The sequence below is a fragment of the Desulfonatronum parangueonense genome (assembly GCF_054656975.1).
This window is the reverse complement of record NZ_BAAHXH010000003.1, coordinates 518,796-535,633: the sequence shown is the minus strand read 5'-3', so window position 1 is coordinate 535,633 and position 16,838 is coordinate 518,796. Positions and strand designations below refer to the sequence as shown.

Genomic DNA, 16,838 nt, shown 5'->3' with positions numbered 1-16,838 from the left:
GAGACGACCATGTACAAGCTCACAATTCGCAACCTGATGAAATCGGTGGAAGAGTTTTCACGCATCTCCGTCCAGGCGACCTTCATGGAAGCCATGGAGATGTTACGCCGTTCCCAAGAGGCCTTTCAGGCAGGCAAACAAAAGCAACGCATCCTGCTGGTGGAAGATCAGAACGGCGTAATCCTCGGAAAGTTGTCCCCCATGGATTTGGTCCGGGGACTGGAGCCGAAATATGACAAGATCGACAACATCCAGGAGCAGATCCTGTACGGAGTGCCCCACATCGTTCAATCCATGAAGGACGACTTCCGGCTTTGGCATGAGCCTCTGGCTGACATGTGCCGCAAGGCAAAGCAAATCACTATCGAATCTTTCCTGAACAAACCCGACCTGAACCACACCGTCTCCATCGACGACGAATTGGACAAGGCCTTTCATCTCTTCGTCACGACCCGGCACGACTCTTTGTATGTCATGGATGGGGAACGGATCATCGGCCTGTTGCGCTTTTCGGATGTATACAACGCCATCCGCGAAGTGGCGACATCCTGCGCCTTGGAGGATACATCGCCATCGCCCACATGAGCGATCCCGCCAGCAACCCGGCGTCGAAGTTTTTGTATTTCATGAGCCGACTTTTGTGTTTCATCTTCTGAATATGAATTCCCCAAGGAGGTCGAAGCGTGTCCGCCTCATTCGCTTCTCCAACATCATCACCCGATTTCAAACGTCTTTTCTTTCTGTTCCTGGGCCTGACGCTGTTCAGCATCGTCTATTTTTCGCCCCCCTGGCCGGATGCCATTGATCCCGGCGGCAAGCATTTCATCCTCTCCCGAGAGGGCAAGGCCGCTCTGGCCCTGTTCCTGCTGGCCGGAACCTGGTGGGTCTTCGAGGTGCTGCCCATCGGGATTACCGGCCTGACCATCGGCGTGGTTCAGGCCCTGTTCTTCATCCGTCCGGCCCAGGCGGCCTTCAACGACTTCATGGACCCCTCGGTGCTGTTCATCTTCGGCTCCCTGGTCATCGGAATGGTCTTCACCAAGGTGGGCATCACCAAGCGGCTGGCCTACAAGATGCTGGTCATCGTGGGCGAGCGCACGTCCATGATTTATCTGGGCTGTTTCGTGGTCACGGCCCTGCTGACCCACTTCATGGCCCACACCGCGGTGGCCGCCACCATGTACCCGTTGCTGCTCTCCATCTACGCCCTGTACGGCGAGGGTGACAAGCCCACCAGGTTCGGTAAGGGCCTGTTTATGGGCATGGCCTTCGTGGCCGGAGCAGGCAGCATCATCACTCTGCTTGGCGCGGCCCGGGGTATCGTGGCCCTGGGTTTCTACACGGAGATCACCGGAAAGGAGATCACCTTCTTCGAGTTGTCCTACTATATGACCCCGATCGGATGGCTGATGGTCTTCCTGCTTTGGGGCTTCTTCATGGTCGTCTACAAACCGGAAAAGGCCGTGATTCCAGGGCTGCGGGACCGAGCCCGCCGACTGCACGCTGAAATGGGCCCGATCTCCCGCAACGAAATCCTGGCCGGTTCCATTATTTTCGGCGTGATCCTGTTCCTCTCCCTGCAATCGTTCTTCCCGGCCCTGGCGAACCTGAACAAGGCCGCCGTGCTCCTGGTGTCCACCATCTTGTTCTTTGTCCTCAAAATTCTGGATCTCCGCGATCTGGAGGACATCCCCTGGAACATCATCCTGCTCTTCGCCGGGGCCATGAGCATGGGCTTCTGTCTCTGGCAGACCGGAGCGGCCGAGTGGCTGGCCATCAACTGGCTGGGCTTTTTCCAGAACGCGCACTGGTTCGTGTTCGTGATGAGCATCGCCTTTTTCGTGCTGCTGATGACCAACTTCATCATGAACGTTGCGGCCATCGCCATTTCCGTGCCGGTGGCCCTGGTGGTGGCACCCTACCTAGGCGTGGCTCCGGAAGTCATCGTTTTCGCCGCCCTGGTCACCGCGGGGATGCCCTTCCTGCTCCTGGTGGGCGCCGCGCCCAATGCCATAGCCTACAACTCCAGGCAGTTTACCAGCGGCGAATTTTTTATTACAGGCCTTCCGGCCAGCATCCTGCTCCTGGCCGTGGTCGGCCTGGCCGTGATCCTGATCTGGCCGTTGATGGGTATGCCGGTTACCTTACGTTAACAATTACGGAGAAATTACAATGAAATGCCAAGAGATGCGGAACAAGGAGGAAATTTGCACCCTCTTCGATGCCTGGAACCAGGCCATTCAGAGCGGAGAGCCGGACAGGGTCGTCGCCCTCTACGCCGAGGACGCCATCTTGCTGCCCACTGTGTCCAACAAGGTCCGCCACAACCATGACGAGATCCGGGAATACTTCGTCCACTTTCTGGCCATGAAACCCCAGGGCGTGATCACCGAATGCAACACCCGCTCCTGCGGAGATCTGGCGGTCAACTCCGGTGTGTACACCTTCACCCTTTGCCCCAAAGGCGAGTGCGCCCGCGCCGTCGCTGCCCGCTACACCTTCGTCTACCAGCGTTTCGGCGATAAATGGCTGATCGTGGAGCACCATTCATCGGTCATGCCGGAAAAGTAGGAGGAAGCTTGAAAAAAGAAACGGCCCCGCGAGAGCGGGGCCGTTCAGGAGTATGCCATGACTAACGGCCAGAATAATGGGAGGAGTTATGGGAACCAACACAACTCACCCAAACCTCTCGCCCCCTGCTCTTGTTCCAGAAAGCCGAAGTAAGTCAGGAGCCCCTGACTCCCTCGAGTCAATGCGAGATGAACTCCAGGTCCTTTATTTCTTCGCACTCGCGTAAATTCTTCGGCGGTTCGATGGGAATCTTGACCGTGAACGTCGTTCCCTGGCCCACCTGACTGGCAACGGTAATGTCGCCGCCCAGCTTTTTGATGATCCCGTGGCATATGGACAACCCCAAGCCGGTACCCTTGCCGGGCGGCTTGGTGGTGAAGAAGGGATCGAAGATCTTCCCCAGGTTCTCCTGGGGAATGCCCATGCCCGTATCGTTGATGGAGACCACGACGCAACTGTACTTGTCCGGGCACACCCCGGTCTTGACCGTTATCGCTCCACCTTTCTTGATGGCGTCCACGGCGTTGTTGATCAGGTTCAGGAAAACCTGTCGCAGCAGCGATGGTTCGCTGTAAACCAGCGGCAGTTCCGATTGGTACTCCTTGTGAAACTGGATGTTGTTCAACGCCGCGGCGGACTCCCGCATGCCCACCACGTCGTCCATGATCTTGTTGATGTCCACGTCCGTGATCATGGAGTCCATCTTTCTGGCGAAACTGAGCAGCTTGTGGGTTATTTCCCGGCATCTTCCGGCTTGCTGAACAATTTCCTGGAGCGAGCTGGAAAACTCGGAATGTTCCTTGAACTCCTTCATCTCCTCACGCTTGAGGATGTCCTGCAGCCAGCCGGCCTCTTCGCCGATAACCGCCAGGGGATTGTTGATTTCATGGGCGATGCCGGCGGAAAGCTGCCCGATGGCGGCCAGTTTTTGGGACTGGATAAGCTGATCGTCCACCTCGCTCCGTTCGGTCCCAACGCATTCCAGCTTGCGCCGTAAAAACCCGACGGTCATGACCAGAACCAGAAAGGTGACGGCAAATCCGGCTCCGAGTCCGGCCAGCATCCAATTCCGTGAAACAACGATCTCGGCCAAAGCCTCGTCCTTGTCCTGCTGAACCACCAGGGACCAGGTTTCCATGCGCATCCTGGCCTTGGCCAGAAGCACGTTGCCCCGGGCCTGCCGGGACTCCAGCACTTCCACGCCGGAAAGGGACATGAAGGTCCGGCCGCCGTGATCAAGCCTGGTCAAAAGATTGCCGTGGGAGCGGGAACGGGTCTGCAAGACCCCGGCGTCATTGACGATGAACACCTCGCCGGTCTTTCCGAAACGCACCGTGTCCACCATGTTGCTGAACCGAAAAACGTTGATCGTGGCCCGCAGTATCCAAAAATCATCCCCGTCCTCGACCTTGACGGCCAGGATCAGATGCGGAACCTTTCGGTGGCCGAGAAAGACATCGCTGACCACCACGTTCTTGGTTTGCAGTTCCCGAAACCAGGCCGCGTCGTCATATTTCTTGTCCAGCAGGTCATAGGGCCCGACATAGGCCAGATGGTTTCCCCGGCCATCGATGACCCCAAGGTCCTCGATCAGATGGTCGTGCTCCCGATCCAGCTCTGTCAGCACGCCCTCCAGAAAAGACATGTCGGTCAATTCATCAAAACCATGGTGTTGCAGGATATTCTTCATGGACCGTTCCACGCTCAACAAAAAAGAATCCACTTTCCGCTGATAATGCAAAGCTTTGGAAACCAGGCCCAACTCGACGTGACCACGAATGGTGTCCGCCAGGTGTCGGTAACCGACCCAAGCGAAAGCCAACTGGAACAGGAGAATAGGAACGGCAATAGTTCCACAAAGGATGAAAAACAGGTTCCGCTTCAGCCAGTCATGGGTATTCTCCCGCGGTATGGCCATCACTCGCCCCTTTTCATGCGTCGCTTTTCAGGGTCTTGGGCTCAAGAGGAATGCGGATCGTGAAGGTGGCTCCTTCGCCGACCTTGCTGGCAACGTTGATCTTGGCGCCCAGTTTTTCCAGAATGCCGTGACAAATGGAAAGTCCCAGCCCGGTCCCCTTGCCCGGAGGCTTGGTGGTGAAGAACGGGTCGAAAATCTTGCCCAGGTTCTCCTTGGCAATGCCGGGACCGTTGTCCGCCACCCGGATGACGGCTCCTCCCCGTTCCCACATGTCCGTGCTCACGGTGATCGTGCCGGCGTGGCCCAGGGCGTCCATGGCGTTGTTGATCAGGTTCAGCAACACCTGCCTGATCTGGGCCGGGTCGGTATGGACCTTGGGTATATCCGGCTCGAATTTTCGAATGATCTCTATGTTGTTCAGTTGGGCCTGATGCTCGCGCATCTCGATGACTTCTTCCACGAGCTTGTTGATGTCCACGGCCTTGATCACGGCGTCGCTCTTACGGGCGAAACGCAACAGCTTGTGGGTAATGTCCCGACACCGTCCGGCCTGCTGCACGATTTCCCGCATAGAATCCTGCAACTCGCCCAATTCTTCCACGCCCTTGAAGTGCTCGCGTTTGAGCAGGTCCTGCATCCAGCCGGCCTCCTCGCCGATCACGGCCAAAGGATTGTTGATTTCATGAGCGATGCCCGCGGAAAGCTGTCCGATGGAGGCCAGTTTCTGGGATTGCAGAAGCTGCTCGTCCACCAGGTGGCGCTCCGCGTCCACCTGGTGGACCCTGTTATTGAGCGCGCGGATGGTGAGCAGGGACAGGATGGCGATGAACAGCCCGCCTCCGAGAAAGAAAGCCATTGCCTTGCGGCGTTCGGCATGGAATTGGCCCAGCACCTCCCCGGCCTCCTGCTCCACCACCAGCAGCCAGTCGTTGTTTTTCATCCAGGTCATGGCCCGGAAGACCTTCTCACCCTCATGGTTGGTCATCCGATGGTAGCGCACCCCCTCGAACGCGCTGAAGTCGAATTCTCCCTCAGCCACCTTGTCCATGATTTTCCCACCATGCCTGGGGCGGGTCTGGAAATAGCCGTCGGCGCTGACAAGATAGGCGTGCCCGGTTTTGCCGAAACGGACATGCTCCACGAGTTCGCCGAATCTGTCCGCATTCACCGTGGCCCGCAGTATCCAGCTTTGGGCTCCGTCGCCGTAGCGCACGGCAATGATGAAATGGGGCAGATCGCGGAACCCGAGAAAGACGTTGCTGATATAGACCTCATCGCGCATGACGTTGGCGAACCATTCCGTTTCCGAATAGTTTTTGTCTATCAATTCAAAAGGACCGACATAGGCCAGATGGTTGCCCTTGGCGTCGATGACTCCCAGATCCTCGTAGGCATAGTTTGTGCTAGCCTGCAGGCGGTGGAAAAGGTCTTCCAGGATTTCTTTATCCTGCAAACGCTCAAGAGGTTCCATCATGGTGATGGTGCGCATGGTCGTGGAAATTTCGGCCAGAAAGTCGTTGATCTCGCCCTTGTGCTTCAAGACGATGGAGACCAGACGCTCGGCGGCTTTTTCATTGATCACGCTACGATACTCGTAATACACCGTGAAGCCTACCAGAATCAGGGAAAGCAAACCCGCCGCGCCGAGATACATGAAAATGTGTTTGCGCAGCCAGTCGTAGGTTTTATAAATGTCTTCCGTAGGCATGTCCGTTCCTTGTGGCATGTAGGGTATCGGGGCCTGATCGTTTCAGCATCACAGGGAAAAAAATAACCGAGTCATTCTCCACTGACGCTTATCATGTAACGGTTTTGTCTAAAAAGAAAGAAACATCCGATCCAATGGGCGGAACCGTACGATCAGGATGGGGAAAGACGCAATGGAAGTCAGCGACCCGCGAAAAAGTCCCAGATATACGGGTAAACATAAAACATCACCAGCAGGAAGGCCGCGCTGGCCGGCCAGAACCACCAGATCTTAATGAACTTGGGGTCCCAGGTGTTTTTTCCGCGGGGCAGATTGTGCAAGGGTTTGAGCATGGTGTAGAGATGATCCGCTTCGGTGAGTTTTTTTTCTTCCGGCTGATCCTGGTTCTGGTTGACTGGGTCTGATACCTCTCCGGAGGCCTTGCTCTCTGCCTTCATGGGGTTATCCATAGGGATCGCGCCTTTTATTGTGTTTTTGTTTCGTGAAATATTCGATGATGATCGTTCCCACGCTCCAGCGTGGGAACGATCGGATGATTTCATGATTGATGTTGTTCGGAACGATCGGATCGGAGTCCAATTTTATACGAATTGCCGTATAGTTACAACAGCATCAAAAAACGGGCCGACCAAGTCGGCCCGTTTCAGGTGTGCCTCAAAAGCGAACGCTCTTCTCCAGCCTGTCCAGCCGGCTGCGCTCCTCGGCGTGCTGGAGCCGGACGTCCCGGGCGTGCTTGATCTTGTAGGCACCCAGGATCTTTTCCAGCAGGTCTTCCAGTTCACAGGGTTTCATCAGGTAGTCGTAAGCCCCGAGGCGCATACCCTCGATTGCCGAATCCACGGCCGCGTGGCCGGTCAGCAGGATCACCTCGATGCCCGAGTTGACCTTCTTGATCTCGTTGAGTGTTTCGATGCCGTCCAGGTCCGGCATCTTGATGTCCAGGACGATGACGTCCACGTGATGGTCCTGGATGTATTGCAGAGCCCATATGCCGCTGTCCAGCGTGACAACGTCGATGCCTTTTTCCTGCATCCGCTTGGCCAGCGTTGTGCGAAAACGTTCCTCATCATCCACCAGAAGCAGTTTCATTCCTTCCGCTCCCTGTACCTGTTCCGCCATTTGATGCCTCCTTAAGAGATGCTGGGCGGGGGCGTCTGTTCTCCCCCAGCCCGACCATGTGTTATGTTTACATCCGCGACCAGCGGACGCAAGAAGCTTATTTTTAACCGATTAACCTATTTGATAGCAGACAAGAATTCTCCTTGCCCATGATCCGCTTCAGATCAATGCACCCCGATCAGCGGCCACCAGACCAACGCGCCGAAACAGGCCACCAAAAGCAGGATCAAGCACCAGGGCACGGCCACCTTGATGAACTCCACCTGGGTGAAGTAGCCCGAGCTGTAGGCAATGATCGTGGGCGGGCAGCCGATGACCAGCATGATGAAGGACGTGGTCATGGGCGCCAGCAGGGCCACGGCCGTGGGGGACATGCCCAGCATGTCGGCCATGGGCAGGGTCACGGGCAGGGCCAGAGCCACGGCCGCGGAGTTGCTCATCAGACTGGACAGGAACGAGCCGAAAAAGCCCAGGCCGTAGAAAATCGCGAAGTCGCTGCGGCCTTCCAGCAGCGGTAAAAAACTCGCTGCCAGAAACTCCCCTGCGCCGGTCTTCAGCAGCGCCAGACCCAGGGACACGCCCGCGCCGAACACGATCCAGGATTCCCAGGGGAACTTGTCGCAGATGGTCTTGAAGGACACCCAGCCCGGCGCGCAAAAGCCGATCATGGCCAGCATGGCCACCACACTGACGTGCCAGCCGGTCAGGTCGCCCAGGAACCACATTACGAAGGCGCCGATGAACACGATGGCCACGCCCAGTTCCGCACCGCGCAACGGTCCGGGATATTCCAGCTTTACGCCGGTCAGTTCCTTTTCCTTGGGCCGGAACAGCACGTAGACCATGGCCCAGGTGGCCACGGCGGTCAGAAAGCAGATGGGAAACTGGATAAGCATGTACTCCAAGAAGCCGATGACCTTATACGAACCGTAGTTGGTCTCCTGATAGCGGTACAGGATTTCCAGGGCCAAGGGGTTCCGACCGCCGCCGATCATGGTCCCGAATCCGCCGGCGGATGCAGCCAAAGGTATAAGAATAATGAAAAACTTCGGCAGCCTGTGTCCCTGCCCCGGCTTCATGCCCATGGCCATGAACACCGGCACGAAGGCGAAGACCATGACGACGGTCACAGTGGCGTCGTGCAGGATCGTGGCCAGCATGGTGCAGCCCACGGCCAGGATAAAGCTGAGCCGCATGACGTTGGTTCCGGCCACCTTGAGCAGGTGATACATCAGTCTGCGGGCCAGCCCCACCTCGTTGAGCACCACGCCGAACATGATGATCATCAGCACGAACATGACCGCCGGATTGGCGTAGGGGGTCCACGCGTCGTTGCGGCCCACGATGTCGAACATGATCATCCCGCCGCCCACGAACAGGGCCGTGACGCCGATGGGGATGGCCTCGGTAGTCCACAGAATCAGACACGTCAGCAATAAGGCCAGCAACTTGTGACCTTCGATGGAAAGACCGTCCGGGGTGGGCAGGGCGTAAACCAGCAAACCCGCGAGCACGGCAATGGTGCACTTGATGAGAATACTCTTCCCGGACTGGGGAGGGGATTCCGGATGCTCGTCGATCACCAGCTCATCCGCCGGATTGTTCCGAAAATCATCTTTTCCTTTGACGAGTTCAGCCATGATGTTGCTCCTTGTGGATTATTTCACGAGAATGAATGCGCAAAGTCGCGTGTCTTGGTTCAACCCCGATCATATCTTGCAGACGTTCTTGATGTGCTGCTGGATCTCCCGATAGACGTCGGAGAACCGGACCAGACCGACCAGATGCCCGTTCTCGGTCACGAACAGGGAGTCGTTGCGGCCCAGGACGAACCGGTGCAGGGCCTCGTTCAGGGAGTCGTCCGCCTTGACCAGGTGGGCTTCCGTGGGGTGGCGCAGGAAATCCTTGACCTTCACGTCCTCGGCCGTCTTGCAGAGATCGTCCAGGGGCTTGGACCAGAGCGTGGTCTGCTCCTGGGCCTTTTCCATGACGTATTGATACGTGGACGCGAAGGAGCTGTAGTTCATGTCCACCGGCATCTTGCCGTAACCCGGCTCCAGTCCGCGGACCACGTCCACGGGCGTCAACTTGCCCACGATCCTGTTCTTTGCGTCATGCACCAGGGTAATGCGCTGCTTGGCTTGACCGGCCATGAATGCGTCATTGTTTTTTTCCAGGGCCAGGATCGCCTCGGAAAATGTAGCTTCGTCGGAAATCCGGGGAAAATCCGCCACCGGGATCATGAGTTCTCGAACCTTGGTTTTTACCATCATTTGCCTCCTGTTTGTTTTGCCTGTTCGGCCTTGCTCCTTCCGCACCGCTCGTTTCGCCTCTTTTGCAACGCTACCGGACCACCAGCCTTCGTCTCAGCCGACGGCCGAACGGACCTTCTCCACCAGCAGTTCCATGTCCACGGGTATACTCACCTCATCCACCGCTCCAAGCTTCATGGCCGTCATGGACAGACTCATGTGCTCCAGATTGTTCATCAGGACCACCCTGCTGGAAGGACTGACCTCAAGAATCAGCTTCAAAAGACTGATCCCCTGTTGTTTCAATCCCGCCAACCCGAGCAATACGACGTCGACCCTTTGCTGCTGCAGGACAAGCCCCATGTCGTCCGTCAACTCCGTCGCAAGCACCTCAAAACCGTGCGCCCTCAGATGGCCGGCCAAGGTCGCCCGAAAAGCAGAATCCTCCTCGACAACCAACACAATCGGAGACCTGATCTCAGACATGCCCACCCGTCCCGTTGCAAAATCTTCAGACGCTTCGCCCCATCCGCCGCGGCCGATAAACCGGAAAACAACCACCCCAGCAAATCCAACCACGCTCTTCCATAAGCAATGATTGTGCCAAAATAAAAAACTTTAAATGTCAGGCAGTTAAAAATTCAAGCCACTTCTTGTTTCAAAAAGTAACACATAATGAAACATTATAAAAAAACAAAAAGAAACAAAACGAGACAATTACGATCACTCATTATAACGTGAAGGTTTTCCGGCCTGATCGTTCCCCCGCTCCACGTGGGAACGATCGGAGATCGGAACTCCCACCTCCTGAATTCTGAATTCTAACTTCTGACTCCTGAATCCTGACTTCTGCTTTCGATCTCTCACAAAAAAAAAGCCCCGCCGAAAAGCCAAAGCTTCCCAGCGGGGCAGGAAAAAGCCGGATCGGCTTTCGTGGTTATTGGAACCCGATCAGCGGCCAATAAACCATCACGGACAGCGTGCAGACCACCAGCAGAGCCAGACACCAAGGCACGGCCACCTTCACGAATTCCACCTGGGTGAAGTAGCCCGAGCTGTAGGCGATGATGGTCGGCGGGCAGCCGATGACCAGCATGATGAAGGACGTGGTCATGGGCGCCAGCAGGGCCACGGCCATGGGCGACATGTCCATCATCTCGGCCATGGGCAGGGTGATGGGCAGCATCAGGGCCACGGCCGCGGAGTTGCTCATCAGGCTGGAGAGGAACGACCCGAAAAAGCCGAAGCCGTAATACACGACGAATGAGGGCTTGCCGTCCAGCAGCGGCAGGAAGGTCTCAGCCAGGAAGATGCCCGCGCCGGAGGTGAGCATGGCCATGCCCAGGGACACGCCCGCACCGAAGACGATCCAGGATTCCCAGGGGAACTTGTCGCAAATGGTCCGGAAGGAGATCCAGCCCGGGCCACAAAATCCGGCAATGGCCAGGGCCGCGGCAATGCTCACATGCCAGCCGGTCAGGTCGCCCATGAACCAGAGAACAAAGGTGGCCACAAACACGACCAGCACCCCTTTTTCCTTGCCGGTCATCGGGCCGGGATAGTCCAGCTTGACGCCGACGAGCTCCTTCTCTTTGGGCCGGAAAATCAGCCAGAGCACGCTCCAGGTGGCCAGGGCCGTGAGCAGGCAGATGGGGAACTGGATCAGCATGTACTCCATGAACCCGATGACCACGGGCTCCAGGAACTTGGGCGACTGCTCGGTGAAGACGTAGAGGATCTCCGTGGCCAGGGGGTTTCGACCGCCGCCCAGAAGGGTGCCGAACCCGCCGGCGGACGCGGCCAAAGGTATCAGGATGATGAAAAACTTCGGCAACGTGTGCCCTTGGTGCGGTTTCAGCCCCATGGCCATGAATACCGGCACGAAGGCGAAGACCATGATGACCGTGACCGTGGCGTCGTGAAAGATCGTAGCCATCATGGTGCAGCCCACGGCCAGAATGAAGCTGAGCCGTTTGACCCTGGTCCCGGCGAATTTAAGCAGGTGATACATCAATCGCTGGGCCAGACCCACCTCGTTGAGCACCACGCCGAACATGATGATCATCAGCACGAACATCACCGCCGGGCTGGCAAAGGGCGCCCAGGCGTCATGCGGAGTCTGAACGTTGAACATGATCAATCCGGCCCCGGCCAGCAGAGCCGTGACGCCGATGGGGATGGCCTCAGAGACCCAGAGGATGACCACGGTGGTCAGCAGGGCCAGCAGGCGATGCCCTTCCGGCGTCAGGTTGTCGGGAGTGGGCAAGATGAAGACGAACAGCCCCAGGCCCAAGGCAATGGCGGCCTTGATCAGGATGCTCGATGTGGATTGAGGGGCTTGTTCAGCCATTTCAGCCATATCAATAGTCCTCCTTGCGTAACTGTCGCATGCTGTGTGGATTAGTCGCAACTACTCAGCAACGTTTCTCGCTTGGCAGTACCAAGGCCTGGATTCCCGCCTTCACGGGAATGACTTGGAATGCTTGACCAAGCTCGTCATGCCCGCGAAGGCGGGCATCCAGGTCGTGCTTGGCACAAGTTTTTGAGCATCTCCATTTTCACCTGCCAAGCTGAGGAGTTACGGCCAATCAGCCGTGCAGACATCCCTGATTCTGCGCGAGACTTCCCGGTACACGTCGGAAAAACGGAGCAGCCCGACCAGTTCTTTTCCTTCTTGGACGAACAAGGAGTCGTGCCGGCCGACCACAAAGCGATGGAAGGCGGCATCCAGGGAGTCTTCGGCCTTGATCAGGGTGCTCTCCGAGGGCTTGCGCAGGAACTCCCGCACCTGAACGTCCTGGGCGGTCTTGCACAGATCGTCGAAGGGCTTGGCCCAGAGCCGGGTCTGCTCCTGCATGGTCCGGACAACGTAGTCCACGTCCCGGAAGCGCAGGTTTTCCGTGTCAATCACCCGCACGTACCCCGGCTCCAGCCCCTGAATCACGTCCATGGGCGAAAGTTTGCCCATGATCCGACTTCGCTCGTCCTCCACCAGCAAAATGCGTTGCTTGGCGCGACCGGAGACGAAATCTTCCTGGGCCTTGTCCAAGGCCGCCACAGCCGCACCAAAACTCACGTCCTGGGAAATGCGGGGAAAATCCCCCACGGGAGTCATCAAATCCCGGACGACGGTCTTCTCTACCATACCGCTCACCTCCTGTAGCTGCTGTTGTAAACGCCTCCGGAGAAGACGTTTTTGGCTTGTCCGTGTTTATACATGCCTAACCTATTCGTGAAAAATGTGTCAAGAATTGCCAAATTGAATTAAAATACATTTTGAAACAAAAAGAAACGCCCAAGAGTGTACGCTATGAAACGGTTCGGGACTGACAACCCCATGCCGAGGCGTTGATCGTTCCCACGCTGGAGCGTGGGAACGATCAAAAAAAAAACGCCCGGCCGAGATACGACTCGACCGGGCGTTGCACAGGAGGGATGGGAAAAGTTGGCCAGATAATCAGGAGTCTTGCTGCATCTTCATGGCTCCAGCCAGGCTTGTGGCTTCCACGGTTCCCTTCCAGACGTACTCCTTGTCCATCAACTTCCTGGCCCGCCACTCATTGCCCTTGAAAGCCGGATAGAGCATGATCCCCATGTAGACAGAGAGAACCGCAAAATTGATAAAGGGCTTCAGCCAAGCATCAAGCTCCATGGACTTTATGGCGTTCTCGACGAACATCATGACCAATATAAGCGCAAACCAGATGCCGCAAAACTTCCAAAGGCCTTTGGCTGCCATCCAAAAGATTCCCAGAAAAAAAGCCGGCCAGGAAAAACCATGTTTGACAACCTGACGCCCCTGATCCGGATGTTCAAAAATATGATATTGTTTTACGGAGCGAAAGATACTGGGTATGGGTATGGGTAAATTTATCATGCCGTCTTTATGTTTAGGTCAAAGGTTTGTTCACAACGTCGTGTCGACCAATCATTCCCGACGCTCATCCGTCCCGGTCGCCTTGCGGGATTGAGAACGGATGAGCGTGTCGACTATCTCCAGCTTTTCTGAATCCGGTCCAGGCGACTGCGGACCTCGGCCTGGCGCAACCGCTCGTCCCTGTCCTGCTTGACCTTGTAGGCTGCCTCGACCTTCTCTAAAAGAAGCTCGAACTCACAAGGCTTCAGCATATAATCGAATGCCCCCAGCCGCATCCCTTCCACCGCCGAGTCCACCGCGGCATGGCCGGTAAGCAGAATCACCTCAATGGACTGGTTGATCTTCTTGATCTCGCCCAGGGCTTCAATGCCGTCCATTTCCGGCATCTTGATGTCCAGGACGATGACGTCGAAGGATGTTTCGCGAATCAGCTTCAAGGCGGTTTTCGCTTCTCCAGCCTGGGCCACGTCGACACCTTTTTCGACAAAGCGCTTGGCCAGGGTTGTCCGAAACCGCTCCTCATCGTCCACCAGCAACAACTGCAACTTTTCCGCCGACATACAAATCTCCTTTGCAACCAGGTTGCGCCAGCATTTTTGATCAATCCGCGACGGGAACCACACATTGAAAATCCCCGTCGCGTCGGCAATCAACATCCTCTGTCAAGAGAATCCACAACTGTCAACCTTCGGATCAACCAAACCCGATCATCGGCCAGTAGAACATCATGTACAGCGTGGTCAGAGCCAGCAGGATCAGACACCAAGGCACCGCCACCTTGATGAACTCCACCTGGGAAAAATATCCGGTGGAGTAGGCGATGATGGTCGGCGGGCAACCGATGACCAGCATGATGAAGGAGCAGGAAATGGGCGCCTGCATGGCCACGGCAAAGGCGCTCATGTTCATCATGTCCGCCAGGGGCAGGGTCACGGGCAGGCTCAGGGCCACGGCCGCGGAGTTGCTCATCAGACTGGACATGAAAGAGCCGAAGAAGCCCATGCCGTAGTAGGCCACGAAGGTGCTTTGCCCCTCAAGTAGCGGCAGGAAGGACTCGGCCAGGAACTTGCCCAGGCCCGTCTTGAGCATGGCCGCACCCAGTGACACTCCGGAGCCGAACACGATCCAGGACTCCCAAGGGAACTTGTCGCAGATGGTTTTGAAGGAGATCCAGCCCGGGGCGGTGAACCCGAACAAGGCCAGGGCCGCGACCACTGTCAGGTGCAGGCCGGTAAAATCGCCGATGAACCAGAGCACGAAGGCGCCGATGAACACCAGGGATACGCCCAATTCCGCGTTGGACATCTTGGGCATGCTTTCAACCCTAACCGAAGCGGGTAGTTCCTTCTCCTCGGGCCGGAAAATTAAATACACCACCAGCCAGGTGGCTATGGCCGTGAGAATGGCCAAGGGAAACTGAATGATCATGTATTGCACAAAACCGACAGATATATCGATACCGGTGGTGTCCTTCATGTACTTGGTCAGAATCTCCACGGCCAACGGGTTGCGCCCGCCGCCCAGCAGGGTGCCGAAGCCACCCGCCGAGGAGGCCAACGGGATCAGGATGATGAAAAACTTGCTCAGGCGTGTGCTTTTGCCTGGCGTAATGCCCATGGCCACAAAAACGGGCACAATGGCGAAGCACATGATGATGGTCACCGTGGCGTCGTGGAAGATGGTGGCCAGCATGGTGCAACTGATGGCGACGAAAAGGCTCAGCTTCAACACGTTGGTCCCGGCGAACTTGAGGATCCAGAAGAGCAAACGCTTGGCCAGGCCCACTTCGTTGAGGACAACGCCGAACATGATGATCATCAGCACGAACATGACCGCATTGTTGGCGTAGGGCATCCATGCGTCGTTGGGAGTGGCCACCTGCAGCGCGATCATGGCTGCTGTGGCACAGAGGGCCGTGATGCCGATGGGAATGGCCTCCGTGACCCACAAAAAGATCACCGGCAGGAGGATCGCCGCCAGGCGATGGCCTGCGATCGGCAGGTTGTCCGGCGTGGGCAGAAGTAATATGCCCGCACCGATGCCCAGGGCGATGAGTATTTTAATCAGGATGGTTGTCCCCGATTGCTGGACGCCCGTGGGCTCCTCATGCACCACGATCTCATCGGGGGGTTGTCTGTAATCCGCGACGTCCTTGGACTTTTGAGCACTCATATGCAAACCTCCGGGAGGATACAAATTTGATTCGTTTATGAACAATTCCAGAGATCGACACGGATCAGGCCTTGCACACGCCCTTGATCTTGCCCTGAATCTCTCTGTACACGTCCGAAAAGCGGATCACGCCCACCAGTTTCTGACCGTCCGTGACGAACAGGGAATCATGACCCCCAAGAATAAACCGATGCAGGGCTTCGTTCAGCGAGTCTGATGCCTGCACTACCTGAGCCGGTGTGAGCTTGCGCAGGAATTCCTTGACCCGTACGTTTTTGGCCTTGACGCAAAGGTCATCCCAGGGAGCCGACAAGTGCTGGGCCTGCTCCCGCATGGTGGCGATGACGTATTCGAAATTGCTCACGTATGCACTGGCATGGGTGTCCACCAGCTTGCCGTAGTTGGGCTCCAGCCCCCGGATCACGTCAATGGGCGTCAACTTGCCCACAATTCTGTTTTCATTGTCGTAAACCAGCAGGATGCGCTGCTCCCGCTTGCCATCCATGAATTCCTCCAGGGCCTTGTCCAGGGCCAGGACCGCTTCAGAGAACGTCACGTCCTGGGAGATTCGCGGAAACTTGTCCACTGGAACCATTAAAGACTCAACTGTGTTCGCAGCCATTGGCTCCTCCGTCATTTTGTATGTTATGTCGCCTGAGTTACAATCTGCCCCTGCCACTTCAGATGTTGTCGCCAAAGCAAAGCACATGCCAAGAGATTTATCCCATTATTTCAACATATTGTATTTTCATGAGATACAGAGCCAACATCGAAGCGAAACAAAACAAGACATATCGGAACAAAACGAGACACCATTTCCGGCACATTTTGAAACACACATGTTTTCATGCCTACCTCGTACACCACGCAAATCACACATCTCCGGAGTTCGCCCTGCAGGAGCGCAAAAAAAAAGCGCATCCTCGCTCGAGGACACGCTCTCAGCATCCGACGCAGATCGTCGGACCAATTGATTATATTGTCAGCTTAAGAAAAAAATAAAAAAAGAACTATTCAGATAAGTTCTGGATTGCTTTGAATGCGGCCTCGCAAACTTTATCACCTCTTCGTGGCATTGATCCATTGCGTGAACAAATAACATTTGTGCTTCAAGTGCCCGGCAATGGTTCGTTGAACGGATCCTGGCTTAAACATGCGAGACCACTGAATCAAAAGCAACCCGGGCCAGCTACTGTTTCGTTTCTCAGCCCGCTGTGGATA

Annotated in this window: 16 protein-coding genes; 3 read left to right on the top strand and 13 right to left on the bottom strand. The window is 56.2% G+C overall.

The genetic code is table 11. The features are described from left to right. The first annotated feature begins 9 nt into the window (after positions 1 to 9). From ACYQ15_RS02880 to ACYQ15_RS02870, 3 genes are all read left to right on the top strand, one after another. Positions 10 to 585: a CBS domain-containing protein gene (locus tag ACYQ15_RS02880; protein ID WP_459936020.1), complete on the top strand. Its 576-nt coding sequence runs from the start codon at positions 10 to 12 to the stop codon at positions 583 to 585. Between the two features lie 98 nt (positions 586 to 683). Continuing rightward, positions 684 to 2,153 (top strand): SLC13 family permease, encoded by a 1,470-nt coding sequence (locus ACYQ15_RS02875; protein WP_459936019.1) that lies wholly within the window; start codon positions 684 to 686, stop codon positions 2,151 to 2,153. Positions 2,154 to 2,172: 19 nt separating this feature from the next. After that, complete coding sequence (locus ACYQ15_RS02870; RefSeq protein ID WP_459936018.1) at positions 2,173 to 2,571, top strand: SgcJ/EcaC family oxidoreductase; 399 nt, start codon at positions 2,173 to 2,175, stop codon at positions 2,569 to 2,571. A 178-nt stretch (positions 2,572 to 2,749) separates the two neighbouring features. On the opposite strand, the gene ACYQ15_RS02865 is transcribed toward ACYQ15_RS02870, so the two are convergent. The 13 genes from ACYQ15_RS02865 to ACYQ15_RS02805 form a co-directional block, all read right to left on the bottom strand. Next, positions 2,750 to 4,489, bottom strand: a complete 1,740-nt coding sequence (locus tag ACYQ15_RS02865; protein WP_459936017.1) for a sensor histidine kinase — start codon at positions 4,487 to 4,489, stop codon at positions 2,750 to 2,752. 13 nt (positions 4,490 to 4,502) lie between these two features. After that, positions 4,503 to 6,197 carry a sensor histidine kinase gene (locus tag ACYQ15_RS02860; RefSeq protein WP_459936016.1) on the bottom strand — a complete coding sequence of 565 codons (1,695 nt, stop codon included), beginning with the start codon at positions 6,195 to 6,197 and terminating at the stop codon, positions 4,503 to 4,505. A 179-nt stretch (positions 6,198 to 6,376) separates the two neighbouring features. Continuing rightward, positions 6,377 to 6,634 (bottom strand): hypothetical protein, encoded by a 258-nt coding sequence (locus tag ACYQ15_RS02855; RefSeq protein WP_459936015.1) that lies wholly within the window; start codon positions 6,632 to 6,634, stop codon positions 6,377 to 6,379. A 217-nt stretch (positions 6,635 to 6,851) separates the two neighbouring features. Further along, a complete protein-coding gene (locus ACYQ15_RS02850; RefSeq protein ID WP_459936014.1) occupies positions 6,852 to 7,316 on the bottom strand; it encodes a response regulator in 465 nt (154 codons plus the stop codon). 164 nt (positions 7,317 to 7,480) lie between these two features. Continuing rightward, on the bottom strand, positions 7,481 to 8,956 hold the full coding sequence (locus ACYQ15_RS02845) for an SLC13 family permease (protein WP_459936013.1): 1,476 nt from the start codon (positions 8,954 to 8,956) through the stop codon (positions 7,481 to 7,483). Positions 8,957 to 9,025: 69 nt separating this feature from the next. Beyond that, complete coding sequence (locus ACYQ15_RS02840) at positions 9,026 to 9,589, bottom strand: CBS domain-containing protein (RefSeq protein ID WP_459936012.1); 564 nt, start codon at positions 9,587 to 9,589, stop codon at positions 9,026 to 9,028. 93 nt (positions 9,590 to 9,682) lie between these two features. Continuing rightward, on the bottom strand, positions 9,683 to 10,147 hold the full coding sequence (locus ACYQ15_RS02835) for a response regulator (protein WP_459936011.1): 465 nt from the start codon (positions 10,145 to 10,147) through the stop codon (positions 9,683 to 9,685). Positions 10,148 to 10,505: 358 nt separating this feature from the next. Continuing rightward, positions 10,506 to 11,927, bottom strand: a complete 1,422-nt coding sequence (locus ACYQ15_RS02830) for an SLC13 family permease (protein WP_459936010.1) — start codon at positions 11,925 to 11,927, stop codon at positions 10,506 to 10,508. A 219-nt stretch (positions 11,928 to 12,146) separates the two neighbouring features. Then, positions 12,147 to 12,713: a CBS domain-containing protein gene (locus ACYQ15_RS02825; RefSeq protein WP_459936009.1), complete on the bottom strand. Its 567-nt coding sequence runs from the start codon at positions 12,711 to 12,713 to the stop codon at positions 12,147 to 12,149. 312 nt (positions 12,714 to 13,025) lie between these two features. Then, the gene (locus tag ACYQ15_RS02820) at positions 13,026 to 13,445 is read right to left on the bottom strand and encodes a DUF2628 domain-containing protein (RefSeq protein WP_459936008.1); all 420 of its coding nucleotides are present in this window, start codon (positions 13,443 to 13,445) and stop codon (positions 13,026 to 13,028) included. A 113-nt stretch (positions 13,446 to 13,558) separates the two neighbouring features. Beyond that, entirely contained in the window at positions 13,559 to 14,005 is a 447-nt protein-coding gene (locus tag ACYQ15_RS02815) for a response regulator (RefSeq protein ID WP_459936007.1), read from the bottom strand. A gap of 133 nt (positions 14,006 to 14,138) precedes the next feature. Then, positions 14,139 to 15,617: an SLC13 family permease gene (locus ACYQ15_RS02810; protein WP_459936006.1), complete on the bottom strand. Its 1,479-nt coding sequence runs from the start codon at positions 15,615 to 15,617 to the stop codon at positions 14,139 to 14,141. Positions 15,618 to 15,681: 64 nt separating this feature from the next. Beyond that, a complete protein-coding gene (locus ACYQ15_RS02805; RefSeq protein ID WP_459936005.1) occupies positions 15,682 to 16,239 on the bottom strand; it encodes a CBS domain-containing protein in 558 nt (185 codons plus the stop codon). Positions 16,240 to 16,838: the final 599 nt, after the last annotated feature.

Coding starts and splice junctions, on each gene's coding strand:
- ACYQ15_RS02880 (WP_459936020.1), top strand. CDS start 10: ATGTACAAGCTCACAATTCGCAACCTGATGAAATCGGTGGAAGAGTTT.
- ACYQ15_RS02870 (WP_459936018.1), top strand. CDS start 2,173: ATGAAATGCCAAGAGATGCGGAACAAGGAGGAAATTTGCACCCTCTTC.
- ACYQ15_RS02865 (WP_459936017.1), bottom strand. CDS start 4,489: ATGGCCATACCGCGGGAGAATACCCATGACTGGCTGAAGCGGAACCTG.
- ACYQ15_RS02860 (WP_459936016.1), bottom strand. CDS start 6,197: ATGCCTACGGAAGACATTTATAAAACCTACGACTGGCTGCGCAAACAC.
- ACYQ15_RS02855 (WP_459936015.1), bottom strand. CDS start 6,634: ATGAAGGCAGAGAGCAAGGCCTCCGGAGAGGTATCAGACCCAGTCAAC.
- ACYQ15_RS02850 (WP_459936014.1), bottom strand. CDS start 7,316: ATGGCGGAACAGGTACAGGGAGCGGAAGGAATGAAACTGCTTCTGGTG.
- ACYQ15_RS02845 (WP_459936013.1), bottom strand. CDS start 8,956: ATGGCTGAACTCGTCAAAGGAAAAGATGATTTTCGGAACAATCCGGCG.
- ACYQ15_RS02840 (WP_459936012.1), bottom strand. CDS start 9,589: ATGATGGTAAAAACCAAGGTTCGAGAACTCATGATCCCGGTGGCGGAT.
- ACYQ15_RS02830 (WP_459936010.1), bottom strand. CDS start 11,927: ATGGCTGAAATGGCTGAACAAGCCCCTCAATCCACATCGAGCATCCTG.
- ACYQ15_RS02825 (WP_459936009.1), bottom strand. CDS start 12,713: ATGGTAGAGAAGACCGTCGTCCGGGATTTGATGACTCCCGTGGGGGAT.
- ACYQ15_RS02820 (WP_459936008.1), bottom strand. CDS start 13,445: ATGATAAATTTACCCATACCCATACCCAGTATCTTTCGCTCCGTAAAA.
- ACYQ15_RS02815 (WP_459936007.1), bottom strand. CDS start 14,005: ATGTCGGCGGAAAAGTTGCAGTTGTTGCTGGTGGACGATGAGGAGCGG.
- ACYQ15_RS02810 (WP_459936006.1), bottom strand. CDS start 15,617: ATGAGTGCTCAAAAGTCCAAGGACGTCGCGGATTACAGACAACCCCCC.
- ACYQ15_RS02805 (WP_459936005.1), bottom strand. CDS start 16,239: ATGGCTGCGAACACAGTTGAGTCTTTAATGGTTCCAGTGGACAAGTTT.